12 protein-coding genes are annotated in these 19,840 nt (G+C 44.4%); 11 read left to right on the plus strand and 1 reads right to left on the minus strand.

Annotated features, from left to right (window positions below):
• The first annotated feature begins 180 nt into the window (after nt 1-180).
• The 7 genes from ACLI09_RS12935 (at nt 181) to ACLI09_RS12965 (ending at nt 6,214) form a co-directional block, all read left to right on the plus strand.
• Nucleotides 181-1,026, plus strand: coding sequence for a thymidylate synthase (locus ACLI09_RS12935; protein WP_411420046.1), 846 nt, complete (start codon nt 181-183; stop codon nt 1,024-1,026).
• 81 nt (nt 1,027-1,107) lie between these two features.
• A complete protein-coding gene (locus ACLI09_RS12940) occupies nt 1,108-1,452 on the plus strand; it encodes a 2TM domain-containing protein (RefSeq protein WP_411420047.1) in 345 nt (114 codons plus the stop codon).
• Nucleotides 1,452-1,943 (plus strand): dihydrofolate reductase, encoded by a 492-nt coding sequence (locus tag ACLI09_RS12945; protein ID WP_411420048.1) that lies wholly within the window; start codon nt 1,452-1,454, stop codon nt 1,941-1,943. The genes ACLI09_RS12940 and ACLI09_RS12945 overlap by 1 nt, the downstream gene beginning before the upstream one ends.
• A 587-nt stretch (nt 1,944-2,530) precedes the next feature.
• Nucleotides 2,531-3,181, plus strand: coding sequence for a hypothetical protein (locus ACLI09_RS12950; protein ID WP_411420049.1), 651 nt, complete (start codon nt 2,531-2,533; stop codon nt 3,179-3,181).
• Nucleotides 3,182-3,220: 39 nt separating this feature from the next.
• Nucleotides 3,221-4,684, plus strand: a complete 1,464-nt coding sequence (locus ACLI09_RS12955) for a WG repeat-containing protein (protein ID WP_411420050.1) — start codon at nt 3,221-3,223, stop codon at nt 4,682-4,684.
• A gap of 80 nt (nt 4,685-4,764) precedes the next feature.
• Nucleotides 4,765-5,496 carry a bifunctional demethylmenaquinone methyltransferase/2-methoxy-6-polyprenyl-1,4-benzoquinol methylase UbiE gene (gene ubiE, locus ACLI09_RS12960; RefSeq protein ID WP_411420051.1) on the plus strand — a complete coding sequence of 244 codons (732 nt, stop codon included), beginning with the start codon at nt 4,765-4,767 and terminating at the stop codon, nt 5,494-5,496.
• Between the two features lies 1 nt (nt 5,497).
• A complete protein-coding gene (locus ACLI09_RS12965) occupies nt 5,498-6,214 on the plus strand; it encodes a porin family protein (RefSeq protein ID WP_411420052.1) in 717 nt (238 codons plus the stop codon).
• A 44-nt stretch (nt 6,215-6,258) separates the two neighbouring features.
• Here ACLI09_RS12965 and ACLI09_RS12970 read toward each other — a convergent pair whose 3' ends face one another.
• Entirely contained in the window at nt 6,259-6,984 is a 726-nt protein-coding gene (locus ACLI09_RS12970) for a TrmH family RNA methyltransferase (RefSeq protein ID WP_411420053.1), read from the minus strand.
• Nucleotides 6,985-7,023: 39 nt separating this feature from the next.
• On the opposite strand from ACLI09_RS12970, the gene ACLI09_RS12975 reads away from it, so the two are divergent.
• The 4 genes from ACLI09_RS12975 to ACLI09_RS12990 all read left to right on the plus strand — a co-directional run bounded on the left by ACLI09_RS12975 (nt 7,024) and on the right by ACLI09_RS12990 (nt 19,762).
• Nucleotides 7,024-9,597 (plus strand): BamA/TamA family outer membrane protein, encoded by a 2,574-nt coding sequence (locus tag ACLI09_RS12975; RefSeq protein ID WP_411420054.1) that lies wholly within the window; start codon nt 7,024-7,026, stop codon nt 9,595-9,597.
• Nucleotides 9,598-9,645: 48 nt separating this feature from the next.
• Complete coding sequence (gene fbaA, locus ACLI09_RS12980) at nt 9,646-10,713, plus strand: class II fructose-bisphosphate aldolase (protein WP_411420055.1); 1,068 nt, start codon at nt 9,646-9,648, stop codon at nt 10,711-10,713.
• Between the two features lie 91 nt (nt 10,714-10,804).
• A complete protein-coding gene (accD, locus tag ACLI09_RS12985) occupies nt 10,805-11,659 on the plus strand; it encodes an acetyl-CoA carboxylase, carboxyltransferase subunit beta (protein ID WP_411420056.1) in 855 nt (284 codons plus the stop codon).
• Between the two features lie 678 nt (nt 11,660-12,337).
• The gene (locus ACLI09_RS12990) at nt 12,338-19,762 is read left to right on the plus strand and encodes a T9SS sorting signal type C domain-containing protein (RefSeq protein WP_411420057.1); all 7,425 of its coding nucleotides are present in this window, start codon (nt 12,338-12,340) and stop codon (nt 19,760-19,762) included.
• Nucleotides 19,763-19,840: the final 78 nt, after the last annotated feature.

A 19,840-nucleotide genomic window follows, 5' to 3' on the forward strand; every position in this document is an offset into this window, starting at 1 on the left:
GCACGAAGCAATCTATAAAAAATCTCAAAACATAAATAAATACAAACAGCTTCCGGGCTGTTTTTTTGTGGATAACTTGGGGATAAAACACAACAGGCAATCAGTTTTAAATTTTCGTAATTTTATACCTTGCAACAGCATTTTCAAATTACCACATTTTCAAATTTTCAAATTACAAAAATGAAGCAGTATTTAGACTTAGTGAAGCATGTAATGGAGCACGGCAACCAGAAAGGCGACCGCACCGGTACGGGCACAAAAAGTGTTTTTGGCTACCAGATGCGTTTTGACCTGAGCGAGGGCTTCCCATTGGTTACGACCAAAAAACTGCACCTTAAGTCGATTATATATGAACTGCTCTGGTTCCTTAAAGGCGAGACTAATATTGGCTTCCTCACGGAGAACGGCGTTAAGATTTGGGACGAGTGGGCCGATGAAAACGGTAACCTTGGCCCAGTATACGGCCACCAGTGGCGCAACTGGGACAGCCGGGAAATTGACCAGATTGCCGAACTTATCGACACGTTAAAAACCAACCCAAATAGCCGCCGTATGCTGGTGAGCGCCTGGAACCCAAGGGTATTGCCTGATACTTCAAAATCATTTGCCGAGAATGTGGCCGAGGGCAAAGTGGCGCTCCCACCCTGCCACGCGTTTTTCCAGTTTTATGTAAGCCCCCCAACCCCCGAAGGGGGAGCCGCGAAGCTATCGTGCCAATTATACCAAAGGAGTGCGGATATCTTTTTAGGAGTTCCGTTTAATATTGCTTCGTATGCGTTATTGACATTAATGATTGCGCACGTTTGCGGTTTTGAGCCGGGTGATTTTATTCACACCTTTGGCGACGCGCACATTTACAATAACCATTTTGAGCAACTGGAGCTACAGCTTACCCGCGCGCCTCGCCCGCTGCCTAAAATGACGCTGAACCCTGAGGTAAAAAACATTTTCGATTTTACCTTTGAAGATTTTACGCTTACCGAATACGACCCGCACCCGCACATAAAGGGGGCTGTGGCGGTTTAAATTGCAACATTAACCTTCCTCTAACTAAGATTGTAAATTAAATTTAGTTTTTTTACTATCTTTATTCATAAAATAGAGATAATGGAAAAACCACAGCATGAATTATACGAATATGCCCGAAAACGCATCAAACAAAAAAAGCGGGTGTACTTCCACTTTATACTATTTTTTGTAAGCAGCATTTTCTTTTACATCATCAATAAGCTGCTTGAAGTAGACCCGCAGGACGACTGGTACCTATGGGCCATAACCGCTTGGGCGTTTGTATTTGTACTGCATTTTATAAAGGTATTTGTTACGGAAAGCTTTATAAACAAAACCTGGGAACGCGAGCAGATAGAAAAACTGGTAGCCCGCCAGGAACGCCGCATTGGCGAACTTGAAAAGAAGTTCGAAAAAGAAAACCCCACCTCTACCCCTATATAATGACCGTTACCCTGATAGCCGCCGCGGCCGAAAACAATGCCCTGGGCAAAGACAACCGGATGATTTGGCGCCTGCCGGATGATTTTAAGCGCTTTAAGCAGCTTACTACCGGACACCACATTATTATGGGCCGCAAGACCCTGGAGAGTATGGATGGCCCACTGCCCAACCGCACTAATGTTGTAATTACCCGCCAGGCGGATTACACCCATGAGGGCTGCATTATTGTAAACAGCCTCGACGAAGCCCTCGCTGCCTCTCCTCGAGATGAGGAAGTCTACATCATAGGCGGTGGCGAAATTTACAAGCAAAGCATTGCCAGAGCCGACAAGATTGAACTCACCCGCGTGCTTGGAATCAGCCCCGAAGCAGACGCGTATTTCCCTGATATTGACACCGACGAATGGACGCTTACCGAGAGTGTTTTTCACGGGAAAGACGAGAAGCATGGATATGAGTTTGTATTTGAGACGTGGGTGAAAACGACATAACAATACTGAACTATGGGATTGGGCTTTACTCTTTTTTTTATTGTCATTTTAGTTCCCTTAGTCATCATATTATTTGTCTTGTGGCTTATAAAACCTAAAAAAATATTTCTCAAAAGTATCGTCTGGATATTTGTTAGCCTTTTTAGCTTAATAGTACTCTCCAGTATTTTAAGAACACTTACGAGTAAAAAAATATTATCCAAAGACGATTATTATGGCGTATATGTTATTGATAGGGAAATAATCCACGGAAAACAAGCCGACTGGCAATACAATCATTTCAGGTTTGAAATAAAGGATAACGATTCCATTTATTTTTATTTAACCGATAAAAACAGGATACAGCAAACATATAAAGGAACGATATCGACCGTTAAACCCCATAATTCTGAAAGGTTAGTAGTCCATATGCCGCAACCCACACACCATGTATTGACAAGTAACCCTACAATATACCGAAGCGTATGGGGCTTTACACTCGTATTTGATTCGCCAAAATTTGGCAATATGTTTTTTACAAAGGAAAGTTGGGAAGGTGAATAAAAATTGAATTTTTCCGTTATCTTAGTAACACCAACCATATTGTTATGAAAACGTTAGCCTGCCTTTTATTGTTCCTCACTACACTTAGCTCCTGCGACAAAAACGCATCCCTGATTTCGGAAGAAGTAATTGATACTGAAATCTCAAATGAAGAAAAACCCACATCAGTAAATATAACACCCGACCCCAATGCGAAACAGTTAGTAGGTGATAAAACCATTTATGAGTTCATCAACAGCATTATTGCTTCAGATACTTCCTATTTTAATCATTGTAATACAATTATAGGGCGTGAATACCTGCCTCCGTTTATGTATGAACGTGATTCACTTCAAATTGTACAAGCCGACAGCATATTTACTAAAGCAGATGCGGATTTTATATTTAAGCAGGCACGTTACAGCACGACCTTTAAATTAAATGAACGAAACTTAGCGGAAGCCCGAACCGTGGTACTTCCGGAATTTGAAGAAGCACTTGGAGAAAAAAGGCATAAGTTTTGGGAGAGACTGCTTGATGAATGTGAACCCTATTGCCTTGTATCTATGCCGTTGTTTTCGGCGGATTTTAAAACAGCTATGATACGTTTATCGTACAGTTGCGGTGCCTTATGTGGCACAGGTGGTCTGTACATTTACAGGAAAACGGAGGGCAAATGGGAGTTAATTGCCACTTGGAATGAATGGGTTAGTTAATGAAGCCTCCCTTCAATATTTGAAAACCAACTTTAGATTATGAAACTAATATGCATAGTACTCCTTTTGATTCCCGCATTGGTTGCAGGGCAGGATTTTGAAAAAATCAGGGACAGCCTGAAATCAGAATACGAATACATTGGCCGGCTGATAAACGGTGTTGCAGAAGCCCGTAGTAAAAAATCACAATATACGCTACTGGACAAAGCGGGCAGGCAATTATTTACCCCTAAGTATGATTATATAAATATAACGGCATATGGGTGGCTGGAAGCCGGGCTCAGGCATGGAAAAAGCATGAAGAGAGGCTATATAAATAAAGATGGTTCTGTGCGAATACCCCTGAGCTATGATTTTGTTTTCATGCCGTCTGCAGCAGAAATATTTGCTGCACTTAAAGGTAATAAAGGTGTGCTCGATACGCTGGGAAATATAGTGGTTCCGTTAGAATATAACAATGTGCTTGATGCAGCGAAGGGATATTATTTTGCTGAAAAATCGGACTTGAGCGCCCTCTTTCATAAATCTGAAAAGCTCTCCGATTTTATTTTTACCGATGCTAAGCGTTTTGAGAACGGGCTAAGCGCTGTACAATTGCAGGATGGCAGAACCACTATTATAGATACTACCGGAAGCAGATTGTTCCCTCCGATAAAGGCCCATGAAATTATATCTGTTGAAAAAGAGTATGCGATTATAATTAATAACAAGCGCCTATATGGAACAATTGGCCTTGACGGCACCACCAAAATAGCCTGTAAGTACCAGTACATTGAGCCAATGGGCACCGACCTTATTATAACTTCCGGCGGCTTAAAGGGACTGGTAACTAACGATGGGCAGGAGCTCATACCCTCCCGGTTTTCAATGATTGCCAGTGCAGGAAATAATTTTATAGTACATGACTCGCAGGGAGAAAGCCTTGTTAGCCGGAGCAATGTTTCTGTAATACCTGGTAGATATGACAATCTGTTTTGGTACAGGAACAGGTTTGTGATTGCAGAACTCTCAGAAAAGAACGCCGTGTATGATGAAACAGGGAAATTACTGCTCCCTTTTGAATATTCATTTTGCGAGTTGTGGCTTGATGTCGCGTTTTGCAATAAAGGCAATAACTGTTACTTTCTGAAACTGAACAACCCTAAGCGGCCCCTTGAAATAGAAAATGCCGAAAATTTTAAACCCTCAAGAAATTATCTGTACAGGCAAAATAATACCGCAATTTTTAGTAATAAGGGCAGCTATGGAATACTTTCTGTAAATGCTGAAGTTCTGGTGGCTCCTGTATATGAAGATTTAGAGTATATTGATGGTTCTGACGAATACATAGCTAAGCAAAACGGCAAGTATGGTATAATTAACACCCGGGGTGAAGTAAAACAACCCTTGATTTATGATAGTGCCCACTGGGTAAAAGAAGTTATAGTATTAAGAAAAGGAAATAAAAGCATACGATATTCGTATCATGTTAATGCCTCAACTGCTGATTTTAGAACCCCTTAAAAACCATGAACTGCATATTACAGGCATATTATAATTTCATTAGCAAAACAATTTTTATCTTTGCACCCTAAATCGCTGTAATGTCGCAACAAATAACGCCCTATAAAGATTCCGGACTCGGGAAAAAAGAACAGGTAGCCCGGATGTTTGATAACATAAGCGGTAATTATGATGGGCTTAACCGCGTAATATCGTTTGGTATCGACATAAAGTGGCGCAAAAAGGTGCTGGCAATGGTTTCGGCAAAAAACCCGAAAACCATACTGGACATTGCCACCGGCACTGGCGACCTGGCCATACTGATGGCGCAAACCAATGCACCCCAAATTATAGGGGCCGACATTAGCGAAGGCATGATGGAGGTGGGCCGAAAAAAGGTAGCCGAAAAAGGCCTTGAAAGCCGCGTTACCCTGCAATATGGCGACAGCGAAAACCTGCCCTTTGAAGATAATTATTTCGACGCCATTACCGTAGCCTTCGGCATCCGTAACTTTGAAACGCTGGAAAAAGGCCTTGCCGAAATACTGCGCGTATTAAAACCGGGCGGTATATTTGTGATTTTAGAAACATCGGTACCTACAAAATTCCCGTTTAAGCAGGGCTATAATTTCCATACAAAAGTACTGTTGCCGCTTATAGGCAGGCTGTTTAGCAAAGAGGGCAGCGCTTACACTTACCTGGGCGAATCGGCGGCTGTTTTCCCTTTTGGCGAAGCGCTAAACAATATTTTGCGAAAAATCGGGTTTATAGACGTTAAGGCAATGCCCCAAACCATGGGCGTGGCTACCATTTATTCGGCTTCAAAACAATAAGATGAAGAATTTTTTTCTGTATATACTCCTGTTTTCGGGGCTTTGCGGCCATGCACAGTTTGGCACCCAGATATTTAGCAAAGACCCTATAATAAACATGGAGAACTTTGATAAGCAGCGCACGCACTGGGGTTATTTTTTGGGCTTTAACAGCTACGGCTTTAAAATTGACTACAAGACTACCCCACAGGTAGACATTATAGAACAAAGTACTACGGGCTTTAACGTGGGCCTTGTGGGCAACCTGCGTATTTTTGAGCACCTCGACCTGCGTTTTGAGCCGGGCCTGTACTACACCCAGCGCAACCTTATTTATACCGACCCTGCACTTATAAACAGCTGGGATAAGCTGCGCGAAGTAAAGTCTACCTACATCCACTTTCCGTTGCTGCTAAAATTTAGTGCCACACGCACGGGCAATATTAAGCCTTACCTGGTGGGCGGCCTTTCGCGCACACTGAATTTTGATGCCAATGAAAGGGTCAAGGATGATAACATAACAGGAGACCGCTTCCGTATGAAAACCTGGACGAATAACTGGGAAATAGGAGCCGGTATTGATATTTACTTTGAATACTTTAAGTTTTCGCCCTCTATACGTGGGGTATTTGGCCTGGGTGATGAGCTGGTGCGCGATAACGACCCTAACAGCCCTTACACCGGCAACATTGAGAGCCTTAGAACCAGGGCAGTATTAGTGAATTTTACGTTTCATTAAACCCAAACCATTGCTGACCGGGTGCTGCAAACTTGTGTAGAACCTTAGCCCCTCCTGAACTCGCTTAATATGATGGCAGCCGCGGTAGCCACATTAAGGCTTTCTGTTTTTTGCAGGTTTCCAAAGCGAGGTATGCTCAGCCGCTGCGTGCAGCGTACCCCTACCCCACCCGATATGCCGTTTGCTTCATTGCCTAAAACTATAATACCATCTGCGGGCAGGTTTTCTTTATAGATATTGGCACCGTCCATAAACGTACCAAATACAGGCTGGCCGCTGCTTTCAAGATATTCCTCCAAATTTGTATATACCACATTTACCCGGCTTATGCTGCCCATGGTGGCCTGCACTACCTTAGGGTTGTATACATCTACACATTCGTGCGAACACACCAGGGTACCGATACCAAACCAGTCGCACAGCCTTATAATCGTACCCAGGTTACCCGGGTCGCGCACGTCGTCAAGCGCTACAATGAGCCCGTTTTGTGGTATGGGCTTTTCATCAGGTATTTCAAAAAGCGCCAGGCAGTGCTGCGGGGTAGTAAGTGCGCTTATTTTTTTTAGTTCGGCTTCCGTCACTGCTGTTATCATATTGTCAGGAATACCGTTAAAGTAGCCGGGTTCACTATAAAGATGTGACAGCGTAACGTTAGAATCCAGCAATTCCTGTACTACTTTTATTCCTTCAGCAAAAAACATTTTATGCTGCTTCCTGTATTTTTTTTGCTGTAAGCCCGTTATTATTTTTATTTGGTTTTTACTAAGCATAAAAAATGTATTTTTGATTTAAGTTTCGGCAGTACGATTTTGAAGAATATAAGCACAAAAATAACATTATTTACCCTATTTTTATTCATCCTTGCTTCATGCGACCTTACAAAAAGGGTACCTGAAGACAAGAAGTTGTTAGAGCGCAATGAAATTACGGTAAACGGTGAAAAAAAAGACGACGACCAGCACTTCGCCCAGCTGTACCAGCAGGAGAATACTAATATAGGCGGCTTTCACCTCAGGCTGCACCTTTATAACCTGGCCACCCCTAATCCGGACTCATCATACCATGCCTGGCTTGACCGCAAACCGGGCCGCCATGAGCTTTATACAAAATTGCTCAGCGAAAAGCAGGTAAACCGCCTGGGTAAAAGCTTTGTAGTATCGGGCATTAGCAATTTTCTTAAAAAAACCGGGGAGCCACCTGTAATATCAGACCTTACACGTATAAAAAAATCGCGAAACAGGCTGTATGCCTATTATTATAAACAGGGTTTTTTTAATGCCCGCTCAAGCTATACTATAGATACACTTCCTGATAAAAGAGTAGTGGTAAAGTACAACCTGTTAACCGGGGAGCCCTATATATTAGACTCACTGTACACTTATATTGAAACGCCGGCACTTGACAGCCTTTATAAAGAAAGCAAAGACCGCAGCCTGCTAAAAAAAGGGCAACAGTATAATGAAGCCGACTTTATTGCCGAGCGCGAACGCATTTACACCTACTTTAGGAACAGGGGCGCCTATACATTTTCGCAAACCAATATAAACTATACGTTAGATACCGTTAACACAGGACACAAGGCCAATGTAGACCTGGTTATAGACAACGAAACCATAAACCGGGGCGACAGCACCATTACACGGCCTTTCAGGCTATACAAAGTAAGCAAGGTAGAAGTTTTTGTAAATGATGCAAACGACGAAACCGGTGTGATAGACAGTACTAATTACCATGGGTTTAAAATATTTAGTACCGGGAAGCTGCGCTACAGGGCTAAGGCCCTTACCGATGCTATTTTTATAACGCCCGGCAGCACCTATGCCGACCTGAACCGTACCCGCACCTCGCGCTACCTTACTAACCTGCGCATGTTTTATTATCCCGGAATAGCCTTTGCCGAAGACCCTGCAGATACTACCGGCACATCGCTTATTGCAACAATACGATTAAACCAGCGTAAAAAATTCCGGTTTAACCTTGCGGCCGATTTTAACCATAACAGCATACAGGATTTTGGCGTGCAGGGAAGCGTGGGTGTAACCATACGTAATGTTTTCAGGGGAGCCGAAACGCTCGACCTTACCACCCGGGGCAACATAGGCTCATCACGCGATCCGGCCGTATTAAGCCGCGACAATGCATTTTTTAATATATTAGAGTATGGCGCCGATGCCAAGTTAACCATACCGCGAATTTGGTTCCCTGTTAATACTAATAAGGTTATCCTTAAAGAGATGCTGCCCAGCACCATTGCCAGCCTGGGCGTAAGCCGCCAGAAAAACATAGGGCTTGATAAAGAAAGCGTAACCGGGATTATAAGCTATACCTGGACCCCCAAGCGTAACCATACCGGAAAGTTTGACCTGCTAAACCTGCAGTACATACGCAATTTAAATCCGCAGAATTATTTTTATGTATATACATCGTCCTACAACAGGCTTAATGATATAGCAAAGCAATATCCCGGCATAAGCCAGGGCTACTTTACAGGAACCGGGGAAGACAGGAAGCTTGACCGCGATAGCGGAATGGTAGATGCTTTTATACTAGATGCGAGGAACAATAATACAGGCGCTGCACTATCAGAAGCTGACCTGCAGGAAATAAACCGCCTGGGCGAACGTAAAGAAAGGCTTACTGAAAATAACCTGATTTCATCCAGCGCCTATACCTTTACCACTACTACCCGGCAAAACATTAACGACCTTGAGTTTTTCCTGTTTAAAACAAAGCTTGAAAGCGCCGGGGGTGTGCTGAGCCTGCTGGGGCCGCTAATGAACGAAAACAAAGGTGTGCCCACAGGGTCGCGCACTTTTTTTGATGTACAGTATGCCCAGTATGTAAAAGGGGAGGTAGATTTTATAAAACATTTTGACCTTGGCCGCAAAAGGGCCCTGGCCATGAGGGCGTTCTTTGGCCTTGCCGTACCTTATGGCAACTCTACTTCCATACCTTTTACACGCAGTTATTTTGCGGGGGGTAGTAATGATAACCGTGCGTGGCAAAGCTACAGCCTGGGGCCGGGAAGCAGCGGCAGCATAAACGACTTTAACGAGGCTAACCTTAAATTAGCCTACAGCGCAGAGCTCAGGTACAACATATTCGGGCAGCTGTATGGCGCCGTTTTTGGCGATGTGGGCAACATCTGGAACGTGTTTGATGAAGAAACAGACAAGGCCTATACCTTTAACGGGTTTAACTCGCTACGCGACCTGGCTTTTGGCACAGGTACCGGTTTTAGGTACGATTTTAACTTTTTTGTGTTCCGCCTCGACTTTGGCTTTAAAACCTACGACCCCGGCCGTGCCGAGGGAGACCGCTGGTTTAAAGGCTACAATTTGAGCAAGACTGTTTTAAATGTCGGAATTAATTACCCTTTCTAAATTTAAAAATATTAAATTTGTAAATTAATTTTAAAAACCCAATAACTGATGGCCCACAACATTAAACCCGGAGTAGCTACCGGAGACCAGGTACAGGAAATTTTTAAATATGCCAAAGAAAAAGGCTTTGCGCTTCCTGCAGTAAACGTAATAGGTTCTGACACTATAAACGGTGTACTTGAAACCGCAGCTAAGCTAAAATCTCCTGTAATAATCCAGTTCTCTAACGGCGGCGCTTCTTTTAATGCCGGTAAAGGCCTGAGCAATGACGGCCAGAAAGCTTCGATACTGGGAGCAATAGCCGGAGCCAAACATATACATACCCTTGCTGAGGCATACGGCGCCACAGTAATTTTACATACAGACCACTGCGCCAAGAACCTTTTACCATGGGTAGACGGCCTGCTTGATGCCAGTGAAAAACATTTTGAAGAAACAGGTAAGCCGCTTTTTAGCTCTCACATGCTTGACCTTAGCGAGGAGCCGCTGCACGAAAACATAGAGATATGTGTGGAGTACCTTAAAAGGATGAGCAAACTGGGCATGACACTTGAAATAGAGCTTGGCATTACCGGTGGCGAAGAAGACGGTGTAGACAACAGCGATGTAGACAGCTCTAAACTGTATACCCAGCCGGAAGAAGTAGCTGAAGTATATGAGGCACTAAGCGCAGTGTCAGACAAGTTTACAATAGCGGCAGCCTTTGGCAACGTGCACGGTGTATATAAGCCTGGTAACGTAAAGCTTACGCCAAAAATCCTTAAAAATTCCCAGGAGTATGTACAGGAAAAGTTCAACACAGAAGCTAACCCTATCGATTTTGTATTCCACGGAGGCTCTGGCTCTACGCTTGAGGAGATAAGGGAAGCGATTTCTTACGGTGTTATTAAAATGAATATTGATACCGACCTTCAGTTTGCCTTTACCGAAGGCATCCGTGATTATATGGTGGGTAAAGTAGACTACCTTAAAACACAGATAGGCAGCCCGGATGGACCTGAGTCGCCAAATAAAAAACATTATGACCCGCGCAAATGGCTTCGCGAAGGCGAAGTTACATTCATAAAAAGGCTTGAGCAGGCATTTGCCGACCTCAATAATGTAAATACACTTTAGTTATTTGTTGTTGGTTGTTAGTTTTTAGTTGCTGGTAAGCCCAACAACCAATAACTAACAACCAACAACCATTTTCAATAAAAATAAGATTATGGCTTGGTTTAAAAGAACGGAAAAAGGGATAACCACACCTACCGAAAGCAAAAGGGACGTACCCAAGGGCCTTTGGTATAAATCGCCCACCGGAAAGATTGTAGATGCCGATGAGCTTGCCAGGAACTATTATGTAAGCCCCGAAGATGGCTACCATGTAAGGATAGGAAGCAAAGAATACTTCCAGATACTGTTTGACGACAATGAGTTTACCGAACTTGACAAAAACATTGAAAGTAAAGACAGCCTTAAGTTTGTAGATACTAAAAAATATAACGACCGCCTTAAGGAGGCTATGGATAAAACCGGTCTTAAAGACGCGGTGCGTACCGCAGTAGGCAAAAGCAAAGGCAAAGACCTTGTTATAGCCTGTATGGACTTTTCATTTATAGGTGGCTCAATGGGCGGCGTGGTAGGCGAAAAGATAGCCCGCGCCATAGACTATGCCATAAAGCACAGGTTGCCTTTTTTAATGATCTCAAAATCGGGCGGGGCACGAATGATGGAAGCGGCGGCATCGCTAATGCAACTGGCCAAGACCAGCGCTAAGCTGGCACAGCTTGCCGAAGCCGGCCTGCCGTATATATCATTATCTACTGACCCTACAACGGGGGGTGTAACGGCATCGTATGCCATGCTGGGCGATGTAAACATTGCCGAACCGGGAGCCCTGATAGGCTTTGCAGGCCCGCGTGTAGTAAAAGACACTACCGGCAAGGACCTGCCGGAAGGTTTCCAGACTTCGGAGTTTTTACTTGAGCACGGCTTCCTTGATTTTATTACACCAAGGAAAGAACTTAAGGATAAGATAAATTTATACCTTGACCTGATACAAAACCAGCCATTACGATAAGTAAAAGTTATTTAATATACACATAACCCGGATTTAACAGTCCGGGTTTTTTTATGCTCTGGGAGTTTATTATACATCAATATCTATTAAAATTTTTGTAATAAAAACTCCCTACAAACGGGGTATTTGTTAAACATATGTTATAAATAAAGTAAAATTTAAATGAAAATGTTACATAATTTTAAGTAATTACAGAGATTTATCTATATAAAATAAATAAAACACAACAAATTAGCTATTTTTAAGCATTAGAATGTATTAATTAGTAAATTTTTTAAGGAAATACAAATGTTAAATATTTTGCATTTGATATATTAATCATAATTAACAGGGGTAGTTATCGAAATATTTAAATCTTACCGCATTCCCTACAACGGTTTCGTAAAATATTTAATAATTAATTAATGTTATCTAAATTATAAGCATCATTATTATACTTTTAACTACACTGTTTTTAAAATCTATATAGTAATGAAAGAAAATTACCTGTTGCTCCTGAAAAATTTTCGCAATTTTTCGCGATTAATTTCAGGGCAAAACCACCCTCCTACAGGGTATCTAAATCATCTGAAAGCAGACCCTGCTTTTTTAACTGTCCCCTATCAGCAGCGCAACAAAAGCATGCTGAATGTATTTACTGTCCTTTTCTTTGGATTACTCTTTACTGTTAACACCACGATGGCACAGTGTACTGTAGCTCCTATAGTTGTGGGAGGCAGTGACTTAACGGCTACATCTGCTGTCGCACAGTGGAGTAGTGTTGCAGGTGTTACAAATGGCACGTACACTATTGATGTAGCAACCGACACCGGCTTTACAAACATCATTACTACTGCATCTTCTGTAAATACTACACGTTACCAAGTAACCGGCCTTACAGAGAACACTACCTATTACTTTAGAGTTAAAGTAGATAACACTACTTGCGGCGATTACAGCACCACCGGTTCGTTTGTGCCTAAAAAAGGGACTTATACACCTTTAGCGACCATTGGTTATACTGCAGACGTAATAGCAAATGGCACCGGGGCTCCTTCACTATCATCTGGTGCAGGTGTAGATGCCGGGAACTTTGTGTACTATGCAATGGACTATAAACTTAACGCTGGCAGCAACTTGCCGGGAACAAACTCGGGCCTTCCTATAAACCGTACTATTACTACAGCCACTTCAGGGCTGACCTTTTTTACACAGGATTATACAGGCACTAACAGCTTAAGAATGCCTGGCAATGGCTCAACAGGCACCATAACTTTAGCGTATCCGCAAAGGTTCAGCACTATATACGCTGTGGTTACATCGGGTAGCGGCGCAGCATCGCTTCTTCCCACCCTAAACTTTGCAGATGGCAGCACCTATTCTGCATCTGCAACTACACTTATAGACTGGAGCGGAAATGGTACTGCCGCCGTTCCGGCAGCTACGAATGCTAATGTACTAAACCGCATAGACCGCACTTCTGCTACAGCTACCGCACCTACAGGTACTGCTAATTTTAAGTTGTTTTACTTTACAATTACGGTACCGGTCGCCCATCAGGGTAAACTGCTTAGTTCTATTACCTTTACTAAAAATGGCGCAAGCGGTGCAGTAGCACAAATTTTTGGATTATCAGGACGAACGCTTGATAACTGCCCGGTAATGACATCGGTTAGTTCTAATAGTGTCACTTCAGCTTCATTTACCGCAAACTGGGTACTGGGTGCACTGCCAAACGACGGCGTTACCCCTACCTATACCCTTGAAGTTGCTACAGACAACGCGTATAACAATCCTGTATCAGGTTCTCCTTTTACAGGTTTAACCGGCTCTACGTATAACGTTACTGGGCTATCGCCTTTTACTGCTTACTACTTTAGGGTAAAAGCTGATGGCCAAGCATGCAGTTCAGCCTATGTAACAGGCACTGTTACTACACCTTATGCGCCATGTGCCGCACCTACAGTACCGGGTACAATAACCCTCACACCAGCATCCACCGCTGTTGCGGGTACTATAACGCCATCAGATGGCACAGGTTACCTGGTTATCAGGAGCACATCAGCCACACTAAGCGCAGGCCCTGTTAACAATACTACGTATACCACTAGCAGCACAATAGGCGGGGGCAATGTAGTAGCCGTAGGTACGGGCACTACCTTTAACAATACCGGACTAACAGCAAACAGTACTTACTACTATTTTGTATATGCTTATAATACGGGCGCTACCTGTGTGGGGCCGGTATATAGCACCACATCATCTACAGCCAGTACAACAACATGTATCGCCGCACCACTTATTGTGGGTGCAAGTAACGTAAAAAACAGTTCGGCTAACCTTAACTGGACAAAATCTGCCGGTGTAGGCACTAACCCCGCAATAACATATACGTTAGAAGTATATACCGATGCCGGGCTAACAACACCGTTTACAGGTTCGCCTTTTACCCTTACTACAGCACGCCAAACCATAACAGGACTTACGGCTAACGCCACCTATTATTGGAGGGTTAAGGCTGACCAGGCAGGCCAGTGTGCCTCAGACTGGGCTACCTCTAACTTTAAGGCCGAGAACACCTACACCCCAATTGACGTAAACGGCTATACGACAGACGTGATAGCAAATGGTACCGGTATTGCTAACCTTAGCACCACAGGCGCTATAGATGCGGTAAGCAACGCTTATATGTCGCGCGACTACAAAGCAACCGCCAGCAGTAACGCGGCTACCTTTGGGCTGCCGGTAAACAGGAACCTTACAGGCTCAATAAGCGGATTAAAATTCTTCCTGGAAGATTATGCACAAAACAACTCTATCCGTATCGCGGCGCAAAACGAAAGCGCCACGATATACCTTACAGTGCCCCTAAAGCTTACCGATATGTATATCGCGGTAACAGGAGGCAGTGGCACAGCTACTGTAACGGCTACCATTAATTTTGAAGACGGAAGCACTCAGGCAACGCCAAACCTTACTTTTCAGGACTGGTACCAAACCAATGCAGCGACACCAAACCTTGCAACAAACCTGGGACGTGTAAACAGGGAAAATTCAATAGGAAATCCTGAATCAGGAAATTCAAAAATTTTCCAGGTTACCATTCCTATCGCTGCTGCAAATCAGGAAAAGAAAATTACAGGTGTTACTTTCACTAAAACATCTGGAGGAGCCACCGAACCTGTAGCAAACATATTTGCCATATCAGGAAAGGTTATTGGCGACTGCCCTACCATGGCAAGTGCCAATACGTCTAATATCACCTCCACTTCCGCTACTGTAAATGCAGTACTGGCTACTGCCGGCGAAGGCCTTACAACGGCAAACGTGTGGTATAAAGTTGAAGTATTTACCAACAGCAACTTTACAGGCGCCATAGTGGGTTCCCCGTTTACAACCGCCACCGGTGTAGCTTCTCAAAACCTGACGGGTTTATCGCCCTTTACCACGTACTACTATAGGGTAACAGCGGTAAACGCAGCTTGTGAATCTCCTGCAGTTACCGGAAGCTTTACAACACTGATGACAGAATGCCCTACCCCCGATGCCCCGGCGTTTGCAATAACAGCTACAGGCTCAACTTCGGTTTCGGGTACAATTACCGCCCCTGCTACTGCTCCTACAGGCTATCTTGTAATACGCAGTACGTCGGTTACGCTAAGTGCTGCCCCGGCTAACGCTACAGCCTATACCACGGGCGCAACTGTAGGCGGCGGCAAAGTAGTTTATGTAGGTACATCAACAGCACTTAACGATACGACAGCGGCGTCTAACACGCTATATTACTACTTTGTATATGCTTACAATACCGGCGCAAGTTGTGCAGGGCCTATTTATAGTACTACTGGTGCTACAGCAAATACTACAACATGTATAGGCCAGGCACTTGTAGTGGGAGCAAGTAATATAAAAAACAGCTCCGCTACGCTTAACTGGACATCAGTTTCAGGTGGTGGTGCCACTACGGTAACTTATACACTCGATGTGTATACTGATGCTGCATACACTACACTATTTGCATCATACCCCGGCCTTACCGCTGCAAAACAAGCAATTGAAGGCCTTACTGCAAATGCTTTTTATTACTATAAAGTACAGGCGGTAGCCGCAGGTGCATGTGCCGCTACGCCAAGTACAGGTTCATTCCAGGCTACTAACGGCTTTACACCTATAGACGTTACCACAGGTGGTTATAACCAAGACGTAATTGCTAACGGTCCGGGCGCAGCCCAGTCTTCGACAACTGCGCCGGTAGATGCTGTAGGAGCCAATAACGCTTATGTAGCGCTTAATTATGTAGATGGTAATGGCAATGCCACACCGGTAGGCCTTCCTGTTAACCGTTTCCTTGCGAGCACAACAACATCAGGTCTTAACTTTATAGTACCTGATTATAGTGGTAACAACAGTTTAAGGCTTCCTGCTCAAAATGATACAGGTACACTTACTTTTGAAACTCCTGTAAAACTTACAGACTTATACATTGCTACTACAGGTGGTAGTGGCCCACTTACAGCTTCGGCTGAAATTATCTTTAGTGATGGCGGTACATCTCAAATCACTACAGGTATTGCTATACCAGACTGGGTTGTAGGTACAGGTTCAATAATCGTAAACAACCTCGGAAGGGCTAATATGTCTAACACTACCGGGGCCGTTGAACAACTTGCAACAAAAATATTCCAGGTAGCCATATCTGTAAATGTTGCTAACCAAACGCGCAAAGTATCGGCCGTTAAGTTTACTAAAACTTCTACAGGCGCTACTGAGCCGGTGCTAAACATTTTTGCCATTTCAGGTAAAATAATTGGCGACTGCCCTACTATGGGCTCTACAGTAGTAAACACGGTTAACGCAACAGGCGCTAATATAGGCTGGGTACTTTCTGCCGAAGGAGAGGGTGGTACACCTACATATACTGTAGAAGTATATACTGATGCTGCCTTTACTGCAGCGGCAATAGCCCCTGTAACAGCGCTAACGGGAACTGCATATACTATTACAGGCCTTAATGCTTCAACCACATATTATTACAGGGTTAAAGCTGCAAACGCAGCGTGTGAATCGGGTTACGTAACAGGCTCTTTTATAACATCTCAAATACCTGCTACCTTAAACTTAGCCGAAGGTTTTGAAGGCACAAATAACTGGACGTTTGTCAACGATTCACAAACCAATAAATGGTTTGTAGGCACTGCTACTAGTAACGGAGGTACTAAATCGCTTTATATCTCTGATAATGCTGCCGGTACAACCTACAACTACAATCTTGATGTATTAAATGTTGTTCAGGCATACAGGGATATTGCTGTACCTGCGGGTACCGGCAATGTTGAATTCTCTTTTGACTGGAAAGGATATGGAGAAAGCACTTATGATTACCTAAGGGTATGGTTAGTGCCTGCCTCTTACACACCGGTTGCGGGCACACAAATTACTGCGGGAACGGACCGTATACAAATCGGCGGGAACTTTAACCAGCAGTCTGTTTATAATACTTATGCAAATACTACTTTAAACCTTAGTTCTTTTGCAGGCCAGACCATGCGCCTTGTATTTGAATGGAGAAATGATGGAAGCCTAGGCACACAACCGCCGGCGTCCGTTGATAATGTTTCAATAGTAGTACCTACTTGCCCTGCGCCTACTAATGTAGTAGCAACAAGTGGTTTTACAGCAGCTGTGGTAACCTGGACAGGCACTGCCGCAGGTAACTATGACTATTACTATAGCACTACCAATACGGCCCCTACAGAGGCAACAGCCGGTACTGCGGTACCTAACGGAAACACTACAGTAACTATTACAACACCGGCAAACGTAACTTATTATGTTTGGGTTCGTGCACATTGCAGCGATACAGACAAGAGTTCATGGGTAAGCGGTGGAAGCTTTAGCACAGGAGCATACTGTACTCCTACTTATTATAACGGTTGTGATACCAGTCACAGAATTACACAGGTTACTGTTCCGCAGCTTTCATTTAGCGATGCGTTTGCTTCCGGCTCATGTGGTACAAACACAAACCGTACCGCTACCCAGTTTGCGGTTACCGCAGGCCAAACCTATACTTTTAATATTTCCACTATTGGTTGGATAGGTGTGGGGGTTGCCGCTGACTTTAATGCTGATGGTACGTTTGCATCTTCAAATGAGACACTTGCGCTACCTGATTATATTGCGAGTGACGCTGCCACTTATACTGTTGCAATTACTATACCTGCTAATATAGGTACAGGGCTTTACAGGCTTAGGATATGGAACAGGCTGGCTAACTCAAGCGACGGAGTACCTGTTAACTCACCATGCGGAACCTATGGAGCAGCTGGCGTAAACGGTTACGGAACATGGGCTGATTATACCCTAAGCGTTACCGGCCAATGCTTTAACTGGACAGGAACGGCAGATACATCGTGGACAAATACCGCAAACTGGTGTAACGGCATACTGCCTACCGCTGCCGATGATGTAACCATTTCTGCCAGCAGCCATAACCCTGTTATCAGTTCAGGTGTGGCTTATGCCAATAACCTTACTGTAAACGAGGGTGCCATACTTACTGTAAACAGTGGTGCTACGCTAAGGGTAGAAAATGCCATAACCAGCGGCACTACACCTAACATAATTGTACAAAACAACGGCGCAATAGTACAGGGTGCTGCTGCTACCACAAATGAGAATTTTGGTAAAATAGAGTTCCATAAGTTTACTAACCCGCTTTACAGGTTAGACTATACCCTGTGGTCTGCACCAACGTCGGGCCAAACGCTTCGTACGTTCTCTATGGGTACCTCTAACAACCGTTTTTATATATATGACTATGCCTTCAACGGCACCGCATACGTACAAGGCTACTGGCCGGTAGATCCGCTTACTACCTATTTTACTGAACTAGCGGCGGGCACAAGCTACCTTATCCGTATGCCAAACACCATTACATCAGATGTAACAGGTGTTGATGAAAACGGAAACCCGTCTACCACCACCCCTGCGGAATATGTTGCGGGAGACGGCAACTATATTTTTGACGGTACCTTTACCGGTAAGCCAAATAACGGCAGCTATTACCCTGCTACGGTAGACGGTGGCGACGGCTTTACCGCCGTGGGTAACCCTTACCCGTCGCCTATAAGCCTTGAGGCCTTCTTAACAGCCAACAACGGCAACCTGGTTACCGATACCGGTTTATGGTTCTGGAGGAAAAAGAATGCTTCAGAGACTTCGTACCTTACCCTTAACCTTAGTGGCTTGGTAACCCCGCCAAGCAATACCAATGGCAACGGAGACTTAGACGCGGAGCTTGGAGCTTACTTTACAGGAAGCAGTAATGATTGGATTATAGCGCCGGGCCAGGGCTTTATCGTAAAAGCACAGCCTTCGGCTACCACAATAAGCTTTACCAACAGCATGCGCCGTGCCACACCGGGTGCGCAGGCCTTCTTCCGTACGGCTGCCGGCACGGCATCACGCTACTGGCTGAACATGGTTGCCCAGAACGGCAACGGTACCCAGGCGCTTGTAGCCTACAGCGAAAACGGCACCATGGGTATAGATTACGGTTATGACAGTAAGGTATTTAACACGGCTGAACTTGCGCTGTACTCCCTTGCAGCAGAGAACAGGCTTGCCATACAGGCAAGGCCGGGGTTTGAGGTAAGCGATGTGGTGCCTATGGGCTTTACCGCGCCTGCGGCAGGGCAGTACACCATCAGCATCGACCATATGGACGGGCTGTTTGCCCAGGGGCAAACCATTTACCTGAAAGACCTTCAGGAAGGGGTGCTGCGCAACCTGAGCGAATATGACTATACCTTTACCACCGAGGCAGGCAACTTTGAAGGCCGCTTTGAGGTACACTACCAGGCATCGGCCCTTGGCACCACGCCAATACTTGATGCAAACAGTGTAGTTGTGTTTAAGCAGGGCGAGGCTATAAGCATCAACACCGGCACAGCCCTTATGGGTGGCGTAAAAGTATTTGACGTGCGCGGAAGGCAACTGTACACCCAGGAGGGCATAAACGCTACCGAAACGGTTACAGGCAACCTAAACGTACAGCAGCAGGTACTTATAGTAGAAATCACCACCGACAAGGGTGTGGTTTCTAAACGCATCGTGTTCTAACGGCTGCATAAAATAATAAAATCCCAAAATTTATAGCCCCCATGCCTCACGGCGTGGGGGCTTTTTGGATACCATATC

It is taken from the genome of Flavobacterium sp. RHBU_24 (assembly GCF_046613695.1).
In the GTDB taxonomy this organism is placed as follows: Bacteria; Bacteroidota; Bacteroidia; order Flavobacteriales; family Flavobacteriaceae; genus Flavobacterium.

Excerpts from the sequence above, each read along its gene's own strand:
- ACLI09_RS12935 (WP_411420046.1), top strand. The coding sequence starts at position 181 with ATGAAGCAGTATTTAGACTTAGTGAAGCATGTAATGGAGCACGGCAAC.
- ACLI09_RS12940 (WP_411420047.1), top strand. The coding sequence starts at position 1,108 with ATGGAAAAACCACAGCATGAATTATACGAATATGCCCGAAAACGCATC.
- ACLI09_RS12945 (WP_411420048.1), top strand. The coding sequence starts at position 1,452 with ATGACCGTTACCCTGATAGCCGCCGCGGCCGAAAACAATGCCCTGGGC.
- ACLI09_RS12950 (WP_411420049.1), top strand. The coding sequence starts at position 2,531 with ATGAAAACGTTAGCCTGCCTTTTATTGTTCCTCACTACACTTAGCTCC.
- ACLI09_RS12955 (WP_411420050.1), top strand. The coding sequence starts at position 3,221 with ATGAAACTAATATGCATAGTACTCCTTTTGATTCCCGCATTGGTTGCA.
- ubiE (WP_411420051.1), top strand. The coding sequence starts at position 4,765 with ATGTCGCAACAAATAACGCCCTATAAAGATTCCGGACTCGGGAAAAAA.
- ACLI09_RS12965 (WP_411420052.1), top strand. The coding sequence starts at position 5,498 with ATGAAGAATTTTTTTCTGTATATACTCCTGTTTTCGGGGCTTTGCGGC.
- ACLI09_RS12970 (WP_411420053.1), bottom strand. The coding sequence starts at position 6,984 with ATGCTTAGTAAAAACCAAATAAAAATAATAACGGGCTTACAGCAAAAA.
- fbaA (WP_411420055.1), top strand. The coding sequence starts at position 9,646 with ATGGCCCACAACATTAAACCCGGAGTAGCTACCGGAGACCAGGTACAG.
- accD (WP_411420056.1), top strand. The coding sequence starts at position 10,805 with ATGGCTTGGTTTAAAAGAACGGAAAAAGGGATAACCACACCTACCGAA.
- ACLI09_RS12990 (WP_411420057.1), top strand. The coding sequence starts at position 12,338 with ATGGCACAGTGTACTGTAGCTCCTATAGTTGTGGGAGGCAGTGACTTA.